This is a genomic window from Enterobacter sp. ECC-219, from assembly GCF_043966805.1.
Lineage (GTDB): Bacteria > Pseudomonadota > Gammaproteobacteria > Enterobacterales > Enterobacteriaceae > Enterobacter > Enterobacter cloacae_N.
The window spans coordinates 3,857,003-3,875,778 of record NZ_CP143680.1; the positions used below are offsets into that span (position 1 = coordinate 3,857,003).

Below are 18,776 nucleotides of genomic sequence, written 5' to 3' on the forward strand. Positions count from 1 at the left end.
TGCAAGGGCGCAGCAAGCGTGCCATTTACCCTTGCAGGACGGGTTGTGTTGGGAAACGATTAACAGGAAGCCGATACAGGAACGAAAAGCGCACAGGAGAAAAACTGCCCCTGCATAGCCGGGCGTAGCGCCCCTTACTTCGCAATGGTGAAAAGTAAATTGGTGGTGTTGAGTCTGGGGCCTGCACTGACAGGGACTTCATGTAGGTGTTAGCATGCTTTCCTGCCGGACGAGACGATCCTGCTAACCGGGGGCGGTTTGTTCTTAAATTAATTGTCTCGTTCCGGCATCACTTACAACCGGAGCCGGGCTGTCTCATTATTGAACGCAGCATCCAGTCTATCCACCACCACCTAGATCTGGGGTGAGAGATTTCTTGGAAATGGCCACAGCACCGTAACCGGAGAATCATTCTCAAAGGGCTTAACAGGTATATTATTTCACTTAATTATAATGCCAATGTCATGAGAAATCTTTAGTGTAAAGATTTAATAATTATCATTTAAGTGTAGATTACAAGCAGAACAATTGAATTAATCGCCACATTGAACATATAAAACCTCAACACACTTGATGTATTTAACAAGACATAGGATTAAACCCATTAAAATTAAAAAAATTTAAAATACAAACCTCGTTTTGGCCGGGTATAAATACAATTTAAACCGCAACGTTTTTAAGTAAATAAATTCATTTGCAACTAAGCATTCAGGGTTGATATAATATAACCACTTAGATAATAATCCATGTTAGTTTGGAGTTAATATGTACATAGCGATAGATGGCGATGATGTGGGGAGAAAAATAACCTCATCATACTTATCCAACTCAGAAGAGAGGTTGACATACATAAGCAACAAATTAAATGATACCACAAAAAAAATATCTAAAATGCTTTTATCCAATGGATTTGAGATAATTTTCCAAGCCGCAGATGGTGTTACAGCGAAAACAGACAACGAGGTCAATCTTAACTTTGTTTTTGATAAGATAAAATCCTATTCCTTTGACGAAATTACATTTTCAGCTGGTGTGGGAGCGAATCTAAGAGAAGCCTATGTTGCACTGTTAAATTCTAAAAGCAACGGTAAGAATATGATTTCTATTTACAAAGACATATTATAGTGGTGCGAAATGTTTAGAATAATAAGATTTGACTGGTTGTTAAAAACGGTATCACTAATCTCTTTGTTTGTCACAATACTTTCATTTTGGATCTTTAAGACAGTTCTGTCTTCTGACTTAAGCCTGCTCAAATTGTTATCAATATCATCATTAGCATCCATTATCATAAACTTCTTTCTCCTTTCATCAAAGATATCAAGACTAATATGGGGAACAATAAGGTTTTTCAAGAAAGACATATATCCTGACTTAAATGGAATTTGGGTTGGACATATAATCACAGAAACAAATGATGAATTTGAAGTCCGCGCAAAAATAAAGCAAGCACTCCTTGTAACAAAGATAGAAATGCACGGCCCCACAGTTAAATCTGTTACGCTAGAAGCAACGCCAACTAAGGAACTGGATAACAACAAATTGTATTATGTATATAAATCAACCCCTAAAAACCCTAGTTGGAGCGAGTATATTGGCTCGACTATATTCGACGTAATTGAAAGTAACAATGCGCTCCAACTTTCCGGTCGATATTATACAGACAGAAAATCCGTGGGGAGAATATCAATAAAAAGAATATCACTTAACACTGACTCCGATATATCTTTTTATTAACTTTCGGAATGTTTAATTACCACAACCAGCCATGTTCGTTCTTTTAAAATAGAAGGATAATTCGCGCTACTGATATATTAATCATGGAAAAACTCCTTTCAGTAGCCATTTTCCCTAGAAAAATACCCCTGCATACCTCATATACTCCATCGAAACTGATTATTATGGAAGACTCCACTTATAAAGAATTGCGAGGGAAATTCGAGTGGTGTTTTTTTCGTCCTCTCCCCATTAGATGCCCCCAAAATAGCCATCATATTAAATTTATTTTAACACATAAACTATACTGTTAAAAATGACTAATATCTGAAAAATGAGTGCAACTCAACAATTTCATCTATTTTTTTACTTCTCTCTTATACTTTTTATATCATTTCCGTTTTTTATTCCTACCCACTCAGATTTTCTGCCTACAATAATCAGGAGCATTGTCTCTGTTGCGATCAGTCCAGTCAGCCAAGATTTCATGTCTGTATAAGACGGTTGAGGAAAATCTTCGGGATGTGTATGCCATTCGCCTAAATAAACAAGAAAGCCATTTGACTGTTCAAACAGTTCATCTACTTTCAGCTGATGATGGTCACCTTTTCTTTCAAACCGATTACGTGTCCTGATGTCACCCGGCCCTGGTTCCGAAATGTGAGTAATAACGATGTGAGGTCCCCGGCGTTCTCCTATCAGAACCCCTCCAGCTTCTGTGCTGACATATTGCATTTGGCGATATGACTTGAGCAGTCGAACGACTTCGCTCATGACCACTACATGATTGTCAAAATTATCGATGAATACCAATTCATTTATGTTCATTACACACAGGGCAATTCGGCTGATGTGGCAAAAATTGAGGTCTGAGCGAACGCCCCCCCTCAAGGATATGTTCATTGTAAGTCCACTTTAACTCTGGTTCTAGAGTACTTAACACGGCCATCTGGGCCAGAGATGACGTTATGCTACTAACTGCTGCATCATAAAGGGTGTAAGTGCTGCCACAACTTTTATTTTTTTCGCTTGATATATCAAGATCATTAAACCTTGAATCGGTTCCTTTATGGTATTTTGCAGGGTTAGAAACCATACACCCGTAACAGCTTCGGCCATCATCAATAAAGACTTTTGATGCCCGGCCGTTGCCATCATTGAACGCGTGAATAATATATGGTCTTTGCTCCAGTGGAATCTGTCTAACCACCGCAGCGATGCGTTTTGACACAGGTGGGCGTCCTGTCGCATCAATAATGATGTCGTACTTCTGCATTTCATCTGCGCTGATACGGAATTGTTCCATAAATCCTACAACCTTTGTCTGTAAATGCACAGACTCCTGTAGCTTTGCCGCAAGTGAAAGGGATTTAGGCCACCCGAAATCATGTGACGATAGGGTATGACGGCCAAAATTACTGGGTTTGTAGATATCATCATCATAAAGATGCAGATAACCCTTACCACATCCGGCTCCGTTGCGTAGTAATAATTCGGCCAGATACCCTCCAATTGTTCCACAACCTATCAACGCTATACGCTTTGTTGAAAGACTTACTGCCCCCTTCCGTCGTGTATTCCGGCTAAGGAGCGTCGCAATGTCAGCACGAATGACACCCAGCCTTTGATATTCCGTGCAAACACTTTTGCCACCCAACATCGCCGCAAGCTTGACCGTTGAGTTTTTGGCTGACTTCCGGTACCTTCTGAAATCAACAGACTGCGCATTGAACTCAACATAGATAGCTAAGATGTCCTGGTTTAAAACATCAAAGAGAAAAATGTACCTTTTCTTCCCTTCGGCTTTGATGTTTTCAATGACTCTATCTCTGGCATTGTGGTCTGATTTTTCAAGCCATTCCAGTAAGTCCCGGAATGAAGCCGGTGGCCATTTCATCCCGGCTAGACGGCTGGGATTTACAGAAATGTAATGCGTGCTGATGGGTATTTCTTTTAACGAAGTTCTGGGGAAATACCTTTGTTTGAGCCACTTGGTCATAACGGCTTCCGAGTCCTCCGGGGATGATTCCTCAACCGTTATGTACTCCTGTCTGGTAGTTCCATCAGACTTAAGTAATTTTGCCAAAGAGGTTTTAAGTGTGGTCCCCCGACTTGCGTTTGACAGAAGAAAGAGTGTCTCGCTGGGACGCCAGTATGCAGCAAACTCCCCTTCCAGTTCTCTCTTATCATTTACCCCTTGCGTAGCAGCGGATACCGAATTAATGAGGGTCTGGTGTATCTGTGCATCAACTTCTTTATATGTCGCTTCCAGATCGTTGGAATCCCAGTCTGCTTCCATCTGCTCAACATAGCAAAGGAACCCTTCCAGGGCGACATGGGGCATAAGGCAACTTTTGAACTGTTCAGGTTGCTCAATAATGAATGCTGTCGGCAGTTCTGTGAAAGGGTCGGGATGAATCACCAATGCAACATTAAAATTACCGGCATCAGTCGCGTATTCTTTCGTGTAATATCCTGCACCTCGCTCCCTGCTGTGCAGAATCGATTTTTCAGGAAGATTGCGGGCACGCGTATAGCGATACCCGCATCCCGTCATCACTTGATGGAGCTGCCCGTCCTTCATCAGCCACTTACCATCGTTTTGTTGATTGGTTTAGATGATGGCTCTTTGGATGGTGCATTGAGAAATGCCGGAGCTGCAGCACTTGACGTGATTAATAGGGCATTAGTCACACGTTTACCAAATGCTTCGTTGATTTTACGTAACGCTTCTTCCCGACTTTCTGATTGCTCAGCGGCAAGTAAAATACCGTACAGACCTTCCATAGTTTCAACGATAGCTCTATGGTGCACGTTATGGTTACTTTCCGCAGGGAACAATGGTTTTTCGTCAGTATCGTCGGGACTTTCCACACCGCGATTGAATTCCTCAGGCAGCAACCTGGCAATAAGTTTCATCGTCCCGGTGAGGTCGGAGCCATTATGAGATTCTCTATCGAGGATGTTGACGACTGCAGTCATCAGACTGATTGATGAAGGGCCCCCAACTTCCCATTGTGCATCCCGCCAAGCCTTCATAAACCGGCAAACTGAACGCAGATGCCCGCCGATACGTTTACAGCTTTCGTTGAACCAGTCTTCAACAATTTTGGGGTCGCTGACTGACCATCTTCTGACCCCTTCGCGAAGTGCCAGGTTCACTTTGTCGGACTCAACGGCATAAGCCTCGCGTCCCCCCCGGTTCAATGCAAAAGATTCAAACACCGAATCTGACTTTATGAGGTGTGCTGAATCTGCTGCTGTTTGTTTTTTCTGGAATTGTTCTTTAGGGATCGCATACATCGGTACATCAATGTGTGTTTTCTCCCGATAGATTTTGATGCGTCCGCAGGTATTCTTTTCTTCAAATACCCAGCCATCGTTTTCAGCTTCTAGTGATTTCAGTGATGTATCCACGAGAAGGAGAAGCAGAGTGTGTCCAATGCTCGGTTCGGATTCAAACACCGTCATGGGCATGTAGGTGCCATCATCAATATCCATTTCCTGCCCCGGATGAAAAGGCCTGTTTAACGTATCGTACTGAAAACTTCCTTGAGTCCAGAAACGAGGCTGGAATTTGATGAAGTCATCGCGTGCTTCATCTTCCATTTCAAAAATAAGTCGCGCTAGATCAGCACGTTCTTCGGGGGAGAGGTAGCGAACGTTTGTTTTCTCAAGTTTTAATCTGACACTTTCAAGTGTCAGCGCTTGCCTTCTCACGTCAATTGCGACTTGGCGAGCTTCCTGAAATACATCTCTCGTCCTTTCACGTACGATCTGACGAAGTGCTTTGAGTTTATCGGATTCAGTCTTGCTCAATTTGAGCTTACTGATTAAGCCATCCATATTGTGACTATAGTAATTGTTAAAATCCCAAGGCATCAGAGTTTCTCCTGCGCGATTGCGCGCTTAAAGGGTTTTGCAGGTGTAGTGAAAAAGCTCTTAAGCTTCTGGTTCTGAGCGAACTGCACAGTAGCGAGTTGTCTTCCCCTTGCGCGCAGGTTTTCAATGGAACTTTTCGTGGCATTATCCAGAGTGATGTCGCTGGCTGCTTCATTAGGGATCACTTCATCCAGACTGGTGTAGTTATCGGAGGCACCATGGAGCGTAAGCTCGCGCAGGAGCATATTTTTATGGAGATGTTGGTTAGCCGTCATGGTTGTAAGGACCAGTTTTTTACCTACGCCCCAAAGTCGGCAGTAGCCATTCCACCATTTTTTGCTCAGCAGCCTTGGGCTAAGTGAATACTCTTCCCCGGTAGTACCGATATTAAGTATGTGTATGTCTTTATGAGCAACATCAGGAAAATCAGACTTCATGTCCCTGAAAACTTCCAAAAATCCGATATAACTGGGGTTGTTGGCGACCAGACCTCCATCAGCAAAATAAGAACCAAGGTCTTCACAATGGTGTGGTGCAAAGAACGTCGGTGCAGCGGAGGTTGCGAGTGCGGCATCAATCAATTTAAGTGCACCGTCGCGGGTAAAATCTGGGTTATGTGGTGTCTTGAAGAACTGAGGTTTTCCTGTTGAAAGATTGACTGCCGGGACCATTACTCTCCGGGCCAGGTCATTAAAGGTAGTCTCACCACCGATCATCGTTTCAATTGTTTGTCGAAGTGGTTTACTACTATAAATGGGAGAAACAAGTGATTTAAGGAGATTGAATAGCCACCATCTTGGTGGAAAAATATCATTCGCTTTATCTAAGAAAACACATTCCAACTCGCGAGCACTCTTGCCTTTAGCAAGGCCGAGAGCCAAGATCCCACCTATCGATGTCCCTGCGATGAGGTCAAAGTAATCGCCAATTCTGATTTCTTGGTCAGGGTGCCTAGAGGCAAGTATCCTCTCAATCTCAGCAAGCACACTGATTGTAAACATCCCTCTGGCCCCACCACCATTTAGGCAGAGTAGCCGTACTCCATGGTCATTGACTACATGCAATTCAGACATTGAAAACCCCATAACCAGAGAATATAGCTATAAGATATGTCTGTTTTTATTCTTTTCAATGTACAAATAATCAGTGTTTTTGTAATTAGTATAAAACACTTTTAATTCTATAAAACATACTGATTTAACCTGTAAAGTTAGAATTTTTACATTTTATATCCAATCAAAGGAAGGTCTTCATTTGAAACGAAGAAGAATCATTCGATGACTCTTTGCGGTACGTGACATCCACTGGCACTATCAGGCAGTGTCCGATGAACCAAACTCTTGAAGCCTGCCTGACCTAAAGTGAAGCCCCCACAGGCAAGATAATTCCTAACGATAAGGCCAACGACGATAACATCCCTACTAACACCAACAAACGTTAGGCCATGATATTGGCACGAGGTACCTAATATTGACATCACGCAACGGTATTCGGTCAGTCTATGAGATAGCTTTCGTCCATCTCTGGGTCAACTTCAAATCTCTCAGTTTCAAAATAGATAAGACCTACTTCTTTTGGAACGGCATCTAGTTTGTCGAGTACGGCATTAATTCGAGCGCATTGCTCAGCGTTGATATAGAAGCGATGGTCGTTTAACCAATTCCGAGAATCATGATAGTTGTCGAGCGTTGCCGCCTCCAGTGTTACGACACATTGTTCTATTTTTGAACGACTGCACAGTCGCTTGATTTGAGGAATGATATCGACTGTTCGATCATCCGACACGACGATCGCAAGCCTTCGAGTGCCGCTCGTTTGCACGTAACGCACTCCGGAATTATACCGAGATCCCCTTGATGGCGTACACTCATTGGTCGCTTCACCGTCGAGAATAATCCCGATAGCATGGCAAAGACCAGCAGGATCAAGCAGTATTGTGCCATCAATACCGCTGACACTTCGAAGGAGTGATTCAGTGAGCTTAGTTGGCACGATTCTAGTACCTTGCTTGCAAAGTCGATTCGCCTCGCAGGCCGCATCTTCCGCAACGACAATCATGCTCCCATGCCCCTGACTGGTTTGGGTCATCAGAAGGTTCCACAAGTGCAATCCACTATCTTGTGAAGACAACGGAAATAGTCTCGCGTAATTTGCCAGGAAGGCAGCTTTGTCAAAAGGCTCCTGTGGAAGTTTGGGCACAGCATATTGACTGAGAAGCAGTGCTTGGTTACCGCAGTACAACTGCCAGTGATAATGATCTATAAAATCTACCGTGAACGCATCTTGTGCACTGGGATCGTGCGACTCCTTCAGTCTCCCAAGTCCATAGATGTACTGACTATTTGCGATAATGCCGACACCTGATGCCGCCATCTGCAAGACTTTCCGAACCCATCGTGGCTCACGAAAGGGAACTGGCTCAACAAACTTCGCCAGGAACTCAACCGCCTCGTTATCTGGATCGACGAGAATGAGCTGACCTATGCCTTTCGCCCCCTCGTACATAAGAGAGGAGACAAGGTTCAAAGCATCGAAAAGATCAGTATGAATGTATCTTCGTTCGATCGAGAGGCCTGCGGTGTGCAGAAAGTCCTTTGCAGCAATCCGTATTATTTCCTCGGCATCTCTCATACTGCCATGGATAAATCTTCCTGGATCAGGGTTATGCAATTCCTCGGTAGCCTCACGAAGAACCGCATACATCGCTGCATGTATCAGACTACGAAATCCATGTCCTTGTTGGCTTTCGTCAACAGAATTGGAGAGCAAAGGAGGGAATTTCTCGAAAGTGTCGTTTGGAATCTGTATGACTGGGGTGACATAATAGTCGTCTATTCGCCTAGACTCTCCGCAAAATGACGTTACGTTATGCTCGGTATCAAAAGCATCAAGTGCCTTACTAACCGATGTTCGCACTGAGTCGCGACGTATCCACTCTGGCTTGTCGCGCATGCTTGGCCCATCACCAAAAATCATACTCTGTAACCGATGATTCTTGTAAATCGATTCAACTGAATCCAGCAATCCTTCAAACAAAGATAGATGCCACTTACCATCTTCTGGCTCTACGCATATCGGATTCGCATTTTTACTGCCAGGGCGGCGAGCACCAACAAGTAGCACTTCTGCATCAGCCGGTGCACCCAATTTTTTCAGTACATTACGTGCCAGAATCTGGATGTGAATTCTGTAGCTGTCCTGATATCCCCACATAAAAAGGTTAATGATGCTACCTGCCACCTCGATTTCTCCTGCTTGCTGTTTGCCGTGCCCTAAGACCAGCAGTTTTGTCGACTCACTTCACCATTCATTCCACATTTTTATTGCAGCGTCGATAAACGCTTCCGCATCGGCTTTCTCCCATGAGGTATGTGTCCCCTCCCAAAGCAAGTAATACTGTTCATTGGCGCATACCAGCTTGTCTTTATCTGCTTCTGTCTGAATCCAATTCATGGCATTGACAAAACAATCAGCATAACTGGTGCCAAACTTTTCATTTGGCACGTTGTAGAGTAGACCTTCAAGGTAATAGGAAGGTGCAAGTCCTGACTTCAATTTTCCGTCAGCAATGAGTTTACTTCGAAGGTTCTTCAGTACGCGAACCATGGGCTTTAGCCATTTATTACTGGCCTGATGTTTTAAGGTGAGATTTTCTGAATGCTGCTTGGGGTAATTGGCAATCCGTTCACCAGCGCCATTAAAGAAACAGATGCCCTCATCGTATTGTGAGTCGTAATGCCCCTTGAATTTCCAATAACGACGAAACTGCATTGATGCGATAACGTCAGCTTTGCGCCTACTTCCATTTGCCGCTACAACTATGGCCTTATCTCCGACCTTAACATCAGACCCGAAGCGCTCTGTAAGAGCCTCAAGCACATCTTGCTTAAATTGAGTATACGAGTAGGTTGCAGGAACAAATGCACGGTCATACGCATCTTTGTCTTCTGGTGATAACTGTGTGAGGTCACTGTAGTAGACATCATCAAGACATATGACTACATCAACGTCACTTTCAGCATAAATGTTAGTATCGTTTCCATAGGAGCCCTGAAGGAATACTTTAAAATTCTTTCCATGATACTTAGTGTTTGCGCTCTCTAATGCATTCTTTATAATGCTATAAGTCGAGGCAGACTGTGCAATAGATCCTTGGTGGGACCATGTATCGAGCTGTGATTCAGGTATTCCCATATTATTTCGCCTCACTCATATCAGAAACTCTCTTAATTGTGCCTCACGAGCTCCAAAAGACTCCCTACCACGCTGTCGAAGGGTATTCAGTTTATCTAAATTGTACTCAAGTAAATCTGTCGCCATCTCAGGCCGTTCGAATGTGTCGCTGATCCGAATCGTCGGAATATCTTTGAATAGAATGTCGCGTAGTTGATCCATCGATTGTGTATTGATCTCTAGAGTTTTTTGAAGCAGCTGGACTGCGAGCCATTTCTTAGCAATCCGCATAAGGAGACCTGGTTTAGGTTCTGGATAGATACCAACACCGACATTTATAACCCGGATATCCTTGTGATCTTTTTTCAGAGCGACAGTGGCGTCGGCGATTGCAAACAAGGTGGGGTTGTTTGCGCAGTAACCTCCATCGATCAACTCAACCTTATCTCCTGCTGCGGTAACAATCACTTTCCTTTCGAAGAACGGATAAGCCGAGCAAGACGCTTGCACTGCATCAGCGATGCTGACCCCGAATCCTGGACTGAAGGTTCCCTTGCGACCATGGGCCTGCACAACATTACCTTTGAAGATCATTGGTCTTTCGGTCATCCATCGAGTTGCGACGATGCCAATACCCATCAGAACATCTTCGAATGTCTTGTCTTGAAAAACTTCCTTAGCCAAATCCTGGAGCGCCATTGTTCTTGCCGCAGCCGACCGGCTGGACATAACTCGTGGTACATGTTCGGTGTACAGTGCGTGTATTTGATCTACTTCGTATCCTAGAGCGATGAGCGCGGCAATAATCGCACCGGTGCTAGTACCAAATACAAGATCAAACCTCTTATATAATGGGCACCCAAGCATAGCCTCAATTTCCTTGAGGACACCCAGCGTATAAAAGCCCTTTGCACCGCCACCATCAAGTGCGAGAACACGGCATATGTTGTCGTTGCCGTACTCGGTGAGTAGTGATGACGGCGAAACAGAGTAAGTCATTATTTTGCACTCCTTGTTCACTACGAGGATATCCAACTAGTACCGAACAATTTATAAAAGCTGGAGACTTCAAGTAGTCCGAAACCTGCATAAACCAACAGCGTGAGCGGATGGATCTCCATCAAATCGCATAGTAGGCTAACTTCTTCGAGGTAGGACTTTTAAGGTCGCGTTCTATCGAAATAAGGTAGATAAAATACCTCTTGACTCACACCACGGCCTCCCTCATCTGTTGCAGAGCATTGGGCAACGATGCTTTAAGCGTCTTCATTCTGTACTTTACCTAAACACCTAGAGTTGCGGACATATTACACAATAGGGCCTAAACCTATACTATTCATTGATCTATTTTTACGCATTTGCCACTTTAATAAAATCCACAACTGCGGCTTCACTCAAAAGTGGAGAGTCCGGCCAGTATTTACTGCATTACGTGCGTCAATTGCTGTACCCATACGGTTCTGCGAATAGATAACTTTCATATCCACCCCATCCATGGAACACCAAAGTAACGATCAGCATATCCGAGGTTCACTCAACCCAGCCTTACGTAACCCGCTACTATTGGTGGTCATTTTGGTGGTCTTGACAGAAAGTGGATTCAGGTTTAGCTTGAATATTAGCCAGTTACTGGCAAAGGCGATCCCAGTCAGAGGAGCCAAATTTGAAAAGCCTGCTTTTGAAGCAGGCTTTTTGCTTTTCTGCGTATCTGATGTTAACTCAGAATCGCATCCAGCCTGGCAAGCACTTCATTTACCACAGCGTCAGGTATGCGTTCCAGCCGCATGCCGTTCCGGGCAGCCATATCAATAGTTCTGGGCTGGTCGCAGCGAATAACGCCCATTGTTTTTGTCCCCGCCCCTTCCAGTGAAACGGTGAAACCTGCTGTACGTGCAAAGTTTCCGGCGCTGGTAACGGGAACCACTACCGGTAGCCGGGTCAGCTTGTTAAACGATGCCTTCGATACGATGAGTACCGGACGTTTTCCACTTTGCTCGTGGCCAGCAATCGGGTCCAGTGAAACAAGCCAGATTTCCCCTCTTTCCATTTACAGGATCTCCTTGCCCACCGCAGGCGCATCAATCCATTCCCGATCCTCTTCGCTCATTTCAGCGTGCGGATCGCACTGCGCCAGCAGCTCCTCAAGCGAATAATGAGGCCGTTTCTGAGGTTCGATAATCAGGCAGCCATTATTAATGGTCATGCCGACTTCGCTGTCCGTAGATAGCTCCAGCGTTTTCAGCACGGCGGGAGGAACCGCCAGCATGATGGATCCGCCGACCTTTTTAAGACGAGTTGTATACATAGAGCACCTCCGAATATTATATTTTAATATAACATCCATAGATTTTGCAGTTCAAAGGATTATGGCGGATCGGATAAACGGAATGCGAGGCGGCTTCCGGATCGGAGCTGTATCGGGGCCAGGTTGAGGCCCCCCTCTCTCAAGGCTTCATAACGATGCGGCCAAGCGGTTTCGCTGTCTCGGCGTATTCGTGGGCCGCGGCGGCGTCTGCCAAGGGGAAAATGCGGTCAATAACAACCCGGATGCGCCCTGCTGCTATAGCCTGCAACATCTCGTCCACGCTTGCCCGAACCTCAGGCCTTTCAAAAAGAGGCCCCATGAATACTCCCATGAGTGTCTGGTTAGACTGCATCGGCGGCCACAGGTCGACAGTCAGGTCGCCGCCGCCCGCATTACCGACGAAGACGAGACGTCCTTCCGGAGCGAGTGCAGCAAGCGAAGCTGGCAACGTCGTCCCTACCGGATCGATGACGAGGTCAATCCCGGCGCCATGGGTATACTCTCGGACACTGTCCACGACGTCATGCTCTACACGATCCACGACATGATCGGCACCCAATTCAAGCAACCGGCTTCTTCGCTGCGTTCCGCTTGCCGCGGCGATGACCCTCGCGCCAGCATGTGAGGCAAGCTGAACGGCCGCGAGCCCCACGCCCCCAGCTGCTGCCTGAATCAGGACGGTTTCTCCGTGCCGGAGCATGCCTCGTGTGAACAGGCAATGATGTGCGGTTCCAAAAGAGATCGGTACCACCGCCGCGTCTGCTGCATCCACCCCTTCCGGGATAAGCCAGGTGCGTTCCGCAGGCACAGCCCAACGTTCCGCATGCGATCCCTGCATGCTAAAAGCAGTCACTCTGTCTCCCACCCTGCGGCTACGGACTTTCGATCCGACGGCAACAACTGTCCCCGCGGCCGCGTACCCGACGATCCATGAAGGAAGAGGCGGCGGAGTTGAGCGCCGGTTGATCAGGTCTCCCCCTTCAATCGAGATAGCCTCGACAGAAATCAGGACGTCGTCAGGCCCGGCGACCGGATCCGGGACATCGACATATTTCAGGACGCCGGGAGCGCCTTCCACGTCATAAACCGCTGCTTTCATCAGTTTTCCTCTGTCTTTTCTTCGACCGGCGGAAAGACCCATAACCCTAGGGCAGCCTTGCAATCACCTTAATCTCAAACTTGAATCCGTACAGCCACGTCACGCCGATCCCGGTCAACGTCGGGTAAGGCGCGTCCCCCCAGTATTCTGGCAGGATACTCCAGATAGCGTCGAGGTTTGATTCGGGATCGACAACAAAAAGGGTAACGTCAACCACGTCATCAAACGTGCAGCCCGCAGCCGTGAGAACAGCATTAAGGTTATCGAATGCCAGCCGGATCTGCGCTTTTAGATCCTCTTCAGGCGAACCATCCTCCCGGCTACCCACCTGTCCCGAAACAAACAGGAAGCCGTTAGATTTGATGGCGGGTGAATACCGATTGCGCTCATAGAGCGCCTGGCGTCCGAAGGGAAAAACGGCTTCGCGTGTTGTCATGCTTGTACCTTTGTAATGGGGCGAAATCTGCCCGGTGAACATAGAGACACTCTAAGGTGCTAAAGCGGAGGGATAAACAGGCGACTTTGTCCATCATTGTTTGTAATATCCAAACAATCGGTGAAGTGAGAGGATGATGGATGGATCGTTTTGATGCGATGCGCGCCTTTGCTCGCGTGGTGGAGGCAGGCAGCTTCACAAAGGCTGCCCAAACGCTCCATATGAGCAAAACCACGGTGACTCAGCTGATTCAGCAGCTGGAAGCGCGCCTGCGCGTCAAGCTGCTCCATCGCACCACCCGCAGGCTCGGCGTCACGCCTGATGGCGCGGTCTACTACGAGCGCGTCATCCGCCTGCTGGCGGACATGGAGGATGCTGAAAACAGCCTCTCCAGTTCGGCGATGACGCCCAGGGGACGGCTACGGGTGGATGTGCCCACGCCTCTCGCCCGCTTCGTGCTGGTGCCCGCGCTACCGGCTTTTCACTCGCGCTATCCTGATATCCAGTTCGATATGGGCGTGAGCGACCGGGTGGTGGATCTGATCGGCGACAACGTGGATTGCGTCCTGCGGGGCGGTGAAATCAGCGACCAGTCCCTGATCGCGCGCCATGTCGGCGATTTGCCAATCGGTGTTTACGTCGCACCGGGTTATGTGGAACGCCTCGGTGCCCCTGCGCATCCGCGAGAGCTGGAAAACACGGACCATCGCATCGTGGGATTCTTGTCCTCACGCACCGGTAAGATTGACCCTCTGGTACTGCACCGCGAGAGTGAACGTATTGAAATCAAGGCCAGCTATGTGCTGGCAGTAGATGATGGCAATGCCTACCTCGAAGCTGGGCTAGCGGGATTAGGCGTGATTGCGCTGCCAGTCTATATGGCGGCAGCACATCAGGCTCGTGGTGACTTGATTCCGCTATTTGAACACTGGCGTATTGCTCCAATGCCCCTGTATCTGGCATTTCCGCCGAACCGCCATGTCAACGCGAGGCTGCGCGTTTTTATTGAATGGATCGTAGAATTGATGCGGCAGCATGTCCCCACGCCCACCAGTAAGTAGCTACGGCTTAGTCTCCTGATTCACTCATCACCGTCCTTTGCATTTTGGCGGTTATTTCACGTCTCATGTATCTAAAATACCCGTAAAAAATCACTCCTCCCCGCCCGTTCATATTATCTATTCCACTACTAAATATAACTATCAACACCAATAACACATAACTATCATTCATTAACAATCGATCGACAAAAACTATTAATTACATTCCGTGTGACATTCATCACAAAACAGGGTTGCTCAATGTTTATTATTTACCGCATAGCAAAAGCATATCGTTCTGTCAGGAAAAATAATCTCATCATGAGGCAATTTTTTTATTAAAAGACCAACGGAGGTAATTGTTTTGCCATGGAAAGACCCGTCATCAAATGCATTTTTTAGCTGGGTTTACATAATATTATTTGGCGCATGGGGAGGTCTTGTAAGATATATCCTTGACGTTAAGTCTGGCCAGTCGGGAAGAAGTTTATTTTCGGCAGCAGCACAAATCATTGTGTCAGGCTTCACGGGTGTACTTTCTGGATTGCTGTCACAAAGTCTTGGAACAGTATTTCATACTTCGCTTGCCGTCAGCGGCATATCAGGTGCAATGGGCGTTGTTGCCCTTAATTATTACTGGAAAAAAATCACCGGAGAGAGTAATGATAAATCATGAATTTAGTAAAACAACAGAAAAGAATCTTAAAGGCGTTCATAAAGATCTTACTGAGGTTATGAGAAAAGCACTGAAATTATCACCTGTTGATTTCGGTATTTCAGAAGGGGTAAGAAACCAAAAACGGCAGCTTGAGTTATTGGCAGCAGGAAAATCATTAACGTCAAAGAGCAGGCATTTAACGGGACACGCCGTCGATGTATTCGCAGTTATAAACGGTACAGCATCATGGGAATTTAAGCATTACCAGAAAATTGCAACAGCTGTGTTTCAGGCCGCTAAGGAGCTATCAGTTGATATTGAGTGGGGTGGTAACTGGACGGAAATTAAGGATGGCGTTCATTTCCAACTCTCTCGAAAGATGTACCCTGAATAGGGTAAAACATATTTTACAGGTCTATTTTTAAAGAGAATAGACACATCGGCATTCGCTGGATTAATAACCGCAGCCTGTTTAATTAAACATTTTATAAGAGGAGAATTAGAATACATAATTGTTTTTAACTACTACAGCACCAAATTATCCGTCAGACGTTCATTTGCTCGCTATTTCTGTGGGCGATGTCTTATTACGCTGACAAAAAAAATATATCTCATTAAATGAAACAAAAAGGAATAAAATTATGACTATTACTTATGTTAAAACTGAACTTGCTCCAGCTGACAACCAGCTCGCCGCATATATTTATTTTACCTCTGATACACCAGTAAGTTATTCTTACACCGTATCAAAACGGACGACCAGCCCAACCAGCGTAGATTTCACCTATACATCTGATCTGATTTATGGTGTTTCTCAAACTATCAAGATCCCGGTGATTGGCCTTTATGCGCAATATGCAAACAACGTGCAGGTTGTGTTTAAGGATGAAAGTGGAACTGAAGTCTTCAATCAAGCATTTACTGTTAGTACTGAAGATCAGGTATATGATACATCTGTTATCTTCCACCTTGATATTGAACAAACCGATCCTGCACTATTTACCTCTGTATGGGGAAACAGCTGGTTAATGGAATCCACAGGCCGCGGTTACGACCAAAATGGTGACCTGCGCTTTAACTTCTTATCGGTTTATCATCTCCAGCCATTGAGAATCCACAATGGTTACCTCTATACCGGTACCGATGAAGATATGTCGTGGTACGGTCGTCGCTTCTTCAAAATTGACATTATGGGTAATGTCGTCCTTGAATTCGACATGCGTGATTCTGATGGCAACCACTATGCCAATACTCACGATGTAGTCTGGGACTCAGCGGGCGACATTTATATGTTTGGCACCGATAGCCCTAACCGACTCACCAATACGATGGCGCAGGATGCGCTGGTTCTGAAATTCAACGATCAGACCGGGAAAATGATTTGGGCGAAAAACTATACCAGTGAATATAGTGGTTCTCAAATCTTGAATAACAACACCCCTAATGATGTTCATTTTAACTCACTCACATGGATTGCAAGCAGTCCAAACAATGAAGAAGCCGTTATTGTGCACTCCCGCACAACGAGTACAACTTTTGGTATCTCAATCGTTGATGGCAGTATTTTGTGGACAATCGACACGGGTAATTTCAACCCTCAGTTCCCGGCCAAACAAGCGACTGTCCATATAGATAACTCTGGTATTACTAACTATGAGAATGGTGCTCATACGGTATGTATTACCAATAATAGTGCATTTTCTGCCAATATCGACCCTACCGTAGGAAAATTTGTCTTGTCTGTATTTGACAATAGATCTTGCGTTGATGTGAATGGCAATCCAGTTATTCGCCCAATGAATGACCAGCCAACAGCGGATCCCTATCAAACCGATCCGGCCCGCATTCTATTCTATGCGGTTGACCTGGCAGCAGGTACCGCCGTTGAGATTCACGCGCCTATTGAACTCCCAACGACGCCTATCATCCAATGGACTGACTTTATGGGCAGCGTTTTTGATCATGGTGATTATTTCGTTATTTTCACCTGCCACGCTCGTTCATTCTTCATCAGTGATGTGAACGGTAATATGATTGCCTCTATTTACGATGTGATCTCTTTACCTGATGGCGCGCCTCAATTCCCTGGAGAGGGTTACCGCGCAAGATTGTTTAACGAAACGGAGCTCACTGACGTAATTACTGCGGCATCTATTCATGCAAACTAATGAAATGATGTAATAAAAAACAGAAGCAATCGATCGGCAGGTTTTAATTACCCATCGATCGCACTGCAGATGTTATAAGGGTTCATGTATCAGCATGAACCCTTGACGTTATATACCTGGAACGTAGAGCATAACGTTATCACCGATAGATTTAGCCGGTACTCGTGCCTGACAACGTTTGTGCAAGTTTGTCGTTATACTCATTCGCCAGAGAAAGGAGTATTTGCATTACGCGCCCTGCGGAGAGTTTGGCACTGTGTGAAAATTCAGCCTGTTTGTATAGCCAGTGGCTAAAGTGCCTGCTTGCTCTTAAAGAGAGTATTTTAGCGTTACGCTTATCCCCCCCTGTCAAAGAGCACGCCATCCTGCGGTTTTTCCCCTGCCCCCAAAGTTGCCACTGAGTTTGCCACCAGCCGTGCTGCGTTGCGCTCAAAAAAGTCCAGGGTAATGGACTCTCAGGTTCACTGATGCCCTCTTCTATATACCAAAGCTCGCCTTGCCGCTGGCGAAACAGGTCTGCCCAGGCGGTAATAACAGCGCCTCGAAGAAAGCATTCGTGTGAAATAACATGTGTCTTTACCTGAGGAAAAAGGATGTTGAGCACGCGAAAATGCCCGTGAGCCGCGATAACGGGACGCAGAATCACGCCTCTGCCGTTACGTTTGAGTGCCGCACTTCCATACTGAATTTCATCGAACTGGCTCCGATGTAGAAATTGCATCTCGCGCATATCAACGCGGTTTACGATATTACTATGGTGCAAGTCAGGCTCAATACTCCCACGCCAGTGATACCTTAACGTTTCCCCGCTGACATGCGACGTAAAATTTGTGGAGATATGAAGAACACTACCGCGGTCGGCGTCGAAGCTGAGCAAAACATACAATTTCTGTTCTGCGCTCGCTCCCTGGAACGGCACAATAAGTGAAACTGTTTCAATTCGTTCTGGGGGGACAATTTTTGTTTGCCGTTTGGGTGTCCAGACTTTTTTGCAAACTCGGCACTGAACACGCTGTGTTCTCTGTGGATTATAACCATAACAAATAATTTCCCGGCTATAACATTCAGGACAAAAATAACAGTTTTCTAAGGCATAAGCTCTTAAATGAGCAGACAGCCATTGATTAAATTGTTGTTCATCAAACAGCGGGGGATAACTCCCGCAAGCCCGACAGTGTAATGCCGGAAATCCCAGTCTGTAATCTGGCCAACTGTAATCTGCACATGCCGATACTGGTAGCCCTAAATTACGGCAGCCAAACGATTTGCAGGTATTAATCGTAAATAGAGTCAATATGC

The 18,776-nt window shown here is 45.9% G+C and carries 18 protein-coding genes; 6 read left to right on the forward strand and 12 right to left on the reverse strand.

Annotated elements, in window-relative coordinates; translation table 11 throughout:
* Positions 1-765 precede the first annotated feature (765 nt).
* On the forward strand, positions 766-1,125 hold the full coding sequence (locus V1603_RS18395; protein ID WP_001593450.1) for a mCpol domain-containing protein: 360 nt from the start codon (positions 766-768) through the stop codon (positions 1,123-1,125).
* Between the two features lie 9 nt (positions 1,126-1,134).
* Entirely contained in the window at positions 1,135-1,737 is a 603-nt protein-coding gene (locus V1603_RS18400) for a hypothetical protein (RefSeq protein ID WP_071549951.1), read from the forward strand.
* Between the two features lie 345 nt (positions 1,738-2,082).
* Here V1603_RS18400 and V1603_RS18405 read toward each other — a convergent pair whose 3' ends face one another.
* The 11 genes from V1603_RS18405 to V1603_RS18455 form a co-directional block, all read right to left on the reverse strand.
* A complete protein-coding gene (locus tag V1603_RS18405; RefSeq protein ID WP_223340727.1) occupies positions 2,083-2,490 on the reverse strand; it encodes a Mov34/MPN/PAD-1 family protein in 408 nt (135 codons plus the stop codon).
* 40 nt (positions 2,491-2,530) lie between these two features.
* Entirely contained in the window at positions 2,531-4,300 is a 1,770-nt protein-coding gene (locus tag V1603_RS18410) for an E2/UBC family protein (RefSeq protein WP_064375562.1), read from the reverse strand.
* Positions 4,300-5,598, reverse strand: coding sequence for a CBASS phage resistance system c-GMP-AMP synthase DncV (gene dncV, locus V1603_RS18415; RefSeq protein WP_001593454.1), 1,299 nt, complete (start codon positions 5,596-5,598; stop codon positions 4,300-4,302). Before dncV ends, V1603_RS18410 begins: the two co-directional genes overlap by 1 nt.
* A complete protein-coding gene (locus V1603_RS18420; RefSeq protein ID WP_032142592.1) occupies positions 5,598-6,671 on the reverse strand; it encodes a CBASS cGAMP-activated phospholipase in 1,074 nt (357 codons plus the stop codon). Before V1603_RS18420 ends, dncV begins: the two co-directional genes overlap by 1 nt.
* A 421-nt stretch (positions 6,672-7,092) precedes the next feature.
* Positions 7,093-8,838, reverse strand: a complete 1,746-nt coding sequence (locus tag V1603_RS18425; protein ID WP_395313049.1) for a hypothetical protein — start codon at positions 8,836-8,838, stop codon at positions 7,093-7,095.
* A 60-nt stretch (positions 8,839-8,898) separates the two neighbouring features.
* A complete protein-coding gene (locus V1603_RS18430) occupies positions 8,899-9,792 on the reverse strand; it encodes a nucleotidyltransferase (protein ID WP_001593458.1) in 894 nt (297 codons plus the stop codon).
* Positions 9,793-9,807: 15 nt separating this feature from the next.
* The gene (locus tag V1603_RS18435; protein ID WP_001593459.1) at positions 9,808-10,770 is read right to left on the reverse strand and encodes a patatin-like phospholipase family protein; all 963 of its coding nucleotides are present in this window, start codon (positions 10,768-10,770) and stop codon (positions 9,808-9,810) included.
* A gap of 715 nt (positions 10,771-11,485) precedes the next feature.
* Complete coding sequence (locus V1603_RS18440; protein WP_192984796.1) at positions 11,486-11,818, reverse strand: type II toxin-antitoxin system PemK/MazF family toxin; 333 nt, start codon at positions 11,816-11,818, stop codon at positions 11,486-11,488.
* A complete protein-coding gene (locus V1603_RS18445; protein WP_004852307.1) occupies positions 11,819-12,076 on the reverse strand; it encodes an antitoxin in 258 nt (85 codons plus the stop codon).
* Positions 12,077-12,215: 139 nt separating this feature from the next.
* Positions 12,216-13,175 carry a zinc-binding alcohol dehydrogenase family protein gene (locus V1603_RS18450; protein ID WP_316379450.1) on the reverse strand — a complete coding sequence of 320 codons (960 nt, stop codon included), beginning with the start codon at positions 13,173-13,175 and terminating at the stop codon, positions 12,216-12,218.
* Positions 13,176-13,221: 46 nt separating this feature from the next.
* A complete protein-coding gene (locus V1603_RS18455; protein WP_192984793.1) occupies positions 13,222-13,611 on the reverse strand; it encodes a RidA family protein in 390 nt (129 codons plus the stop codon).
* A gap of 140 nt (positions 13,612-13,751) precedes the next feature.
* On the opposite strand from V1603_RS18455, the gene V1603_RS18460 reads away from it, so the two are divergent.
* From V1603_RS18460 to V1603_RS18475, 4 genes are all read left to right on the forward strand, one after another.
* Positions 13,752-14,672, forward strand: a complete 921-nt coding sequence (locus V1603_RS18460; protein ID WP_395313050.1) for a LysR substrate-binding domain-containing protein — start codon at positions 13,752-13,754, stop codon at positions 14,670-14,672.
* Positions 14,673-15,015: 343 nt separating this feature from the next.
* The gene (locus V1603_RS18465; RefSeq protein ID WP_233002651.1) at positions 15,016-15,327 is read left to right on the forward strand and encodes a phage holin family protein; all 312 of its coding nucleotides are present in this window, start codon (positions 15,016-15,018) and stop codon (positions 15,325-15,327) included.
* Entirely contained in the window at positions 15,314-15,703 is a 390-nt protein-coding gene (locus tag V1603_RS18470; RefSeq protein ID WP_395313051.1) for a M15 family metallopeptidase, read from the forward strand. The genes V1603_RS18465 and V1603_RS18470 overlap by 14 nt, the downstream gene beginning before the upstream one ends.
* 247 nt (positions 15,704-15,950) lie before the next feature.
* Positions 15,951-17,477, forward strand: a complete 1,527-nt coding sequence (locus V1603_RS18475; RefSeq protein ID WP_395313052.1) for an aryl-sulfate sulfotransferase — start codon at positions 15,951-15,953, stop codon at positions 17,475-17,477.
* A 151-nt stretch (positions 17,478-17,628) separates the two neighbouring features.
* Here V1603_RS18475 and V1603_RS18480 read toward each other — a convergent pair whose 3' ends face one another.
* On the reverse strand, positions 17,629-18,774 hold the full coding sequence (locus tag V1603_RS18480) for a cytoplasmic protein (RefSeq protein ID WP_395314000.1): 1,146 nt from the start codon (positions 18,772-18,774) through the stop codon (positions 17,629-17,631).
* Positions 18,775-18,776 lie beyond the last annotated feature (2 nt).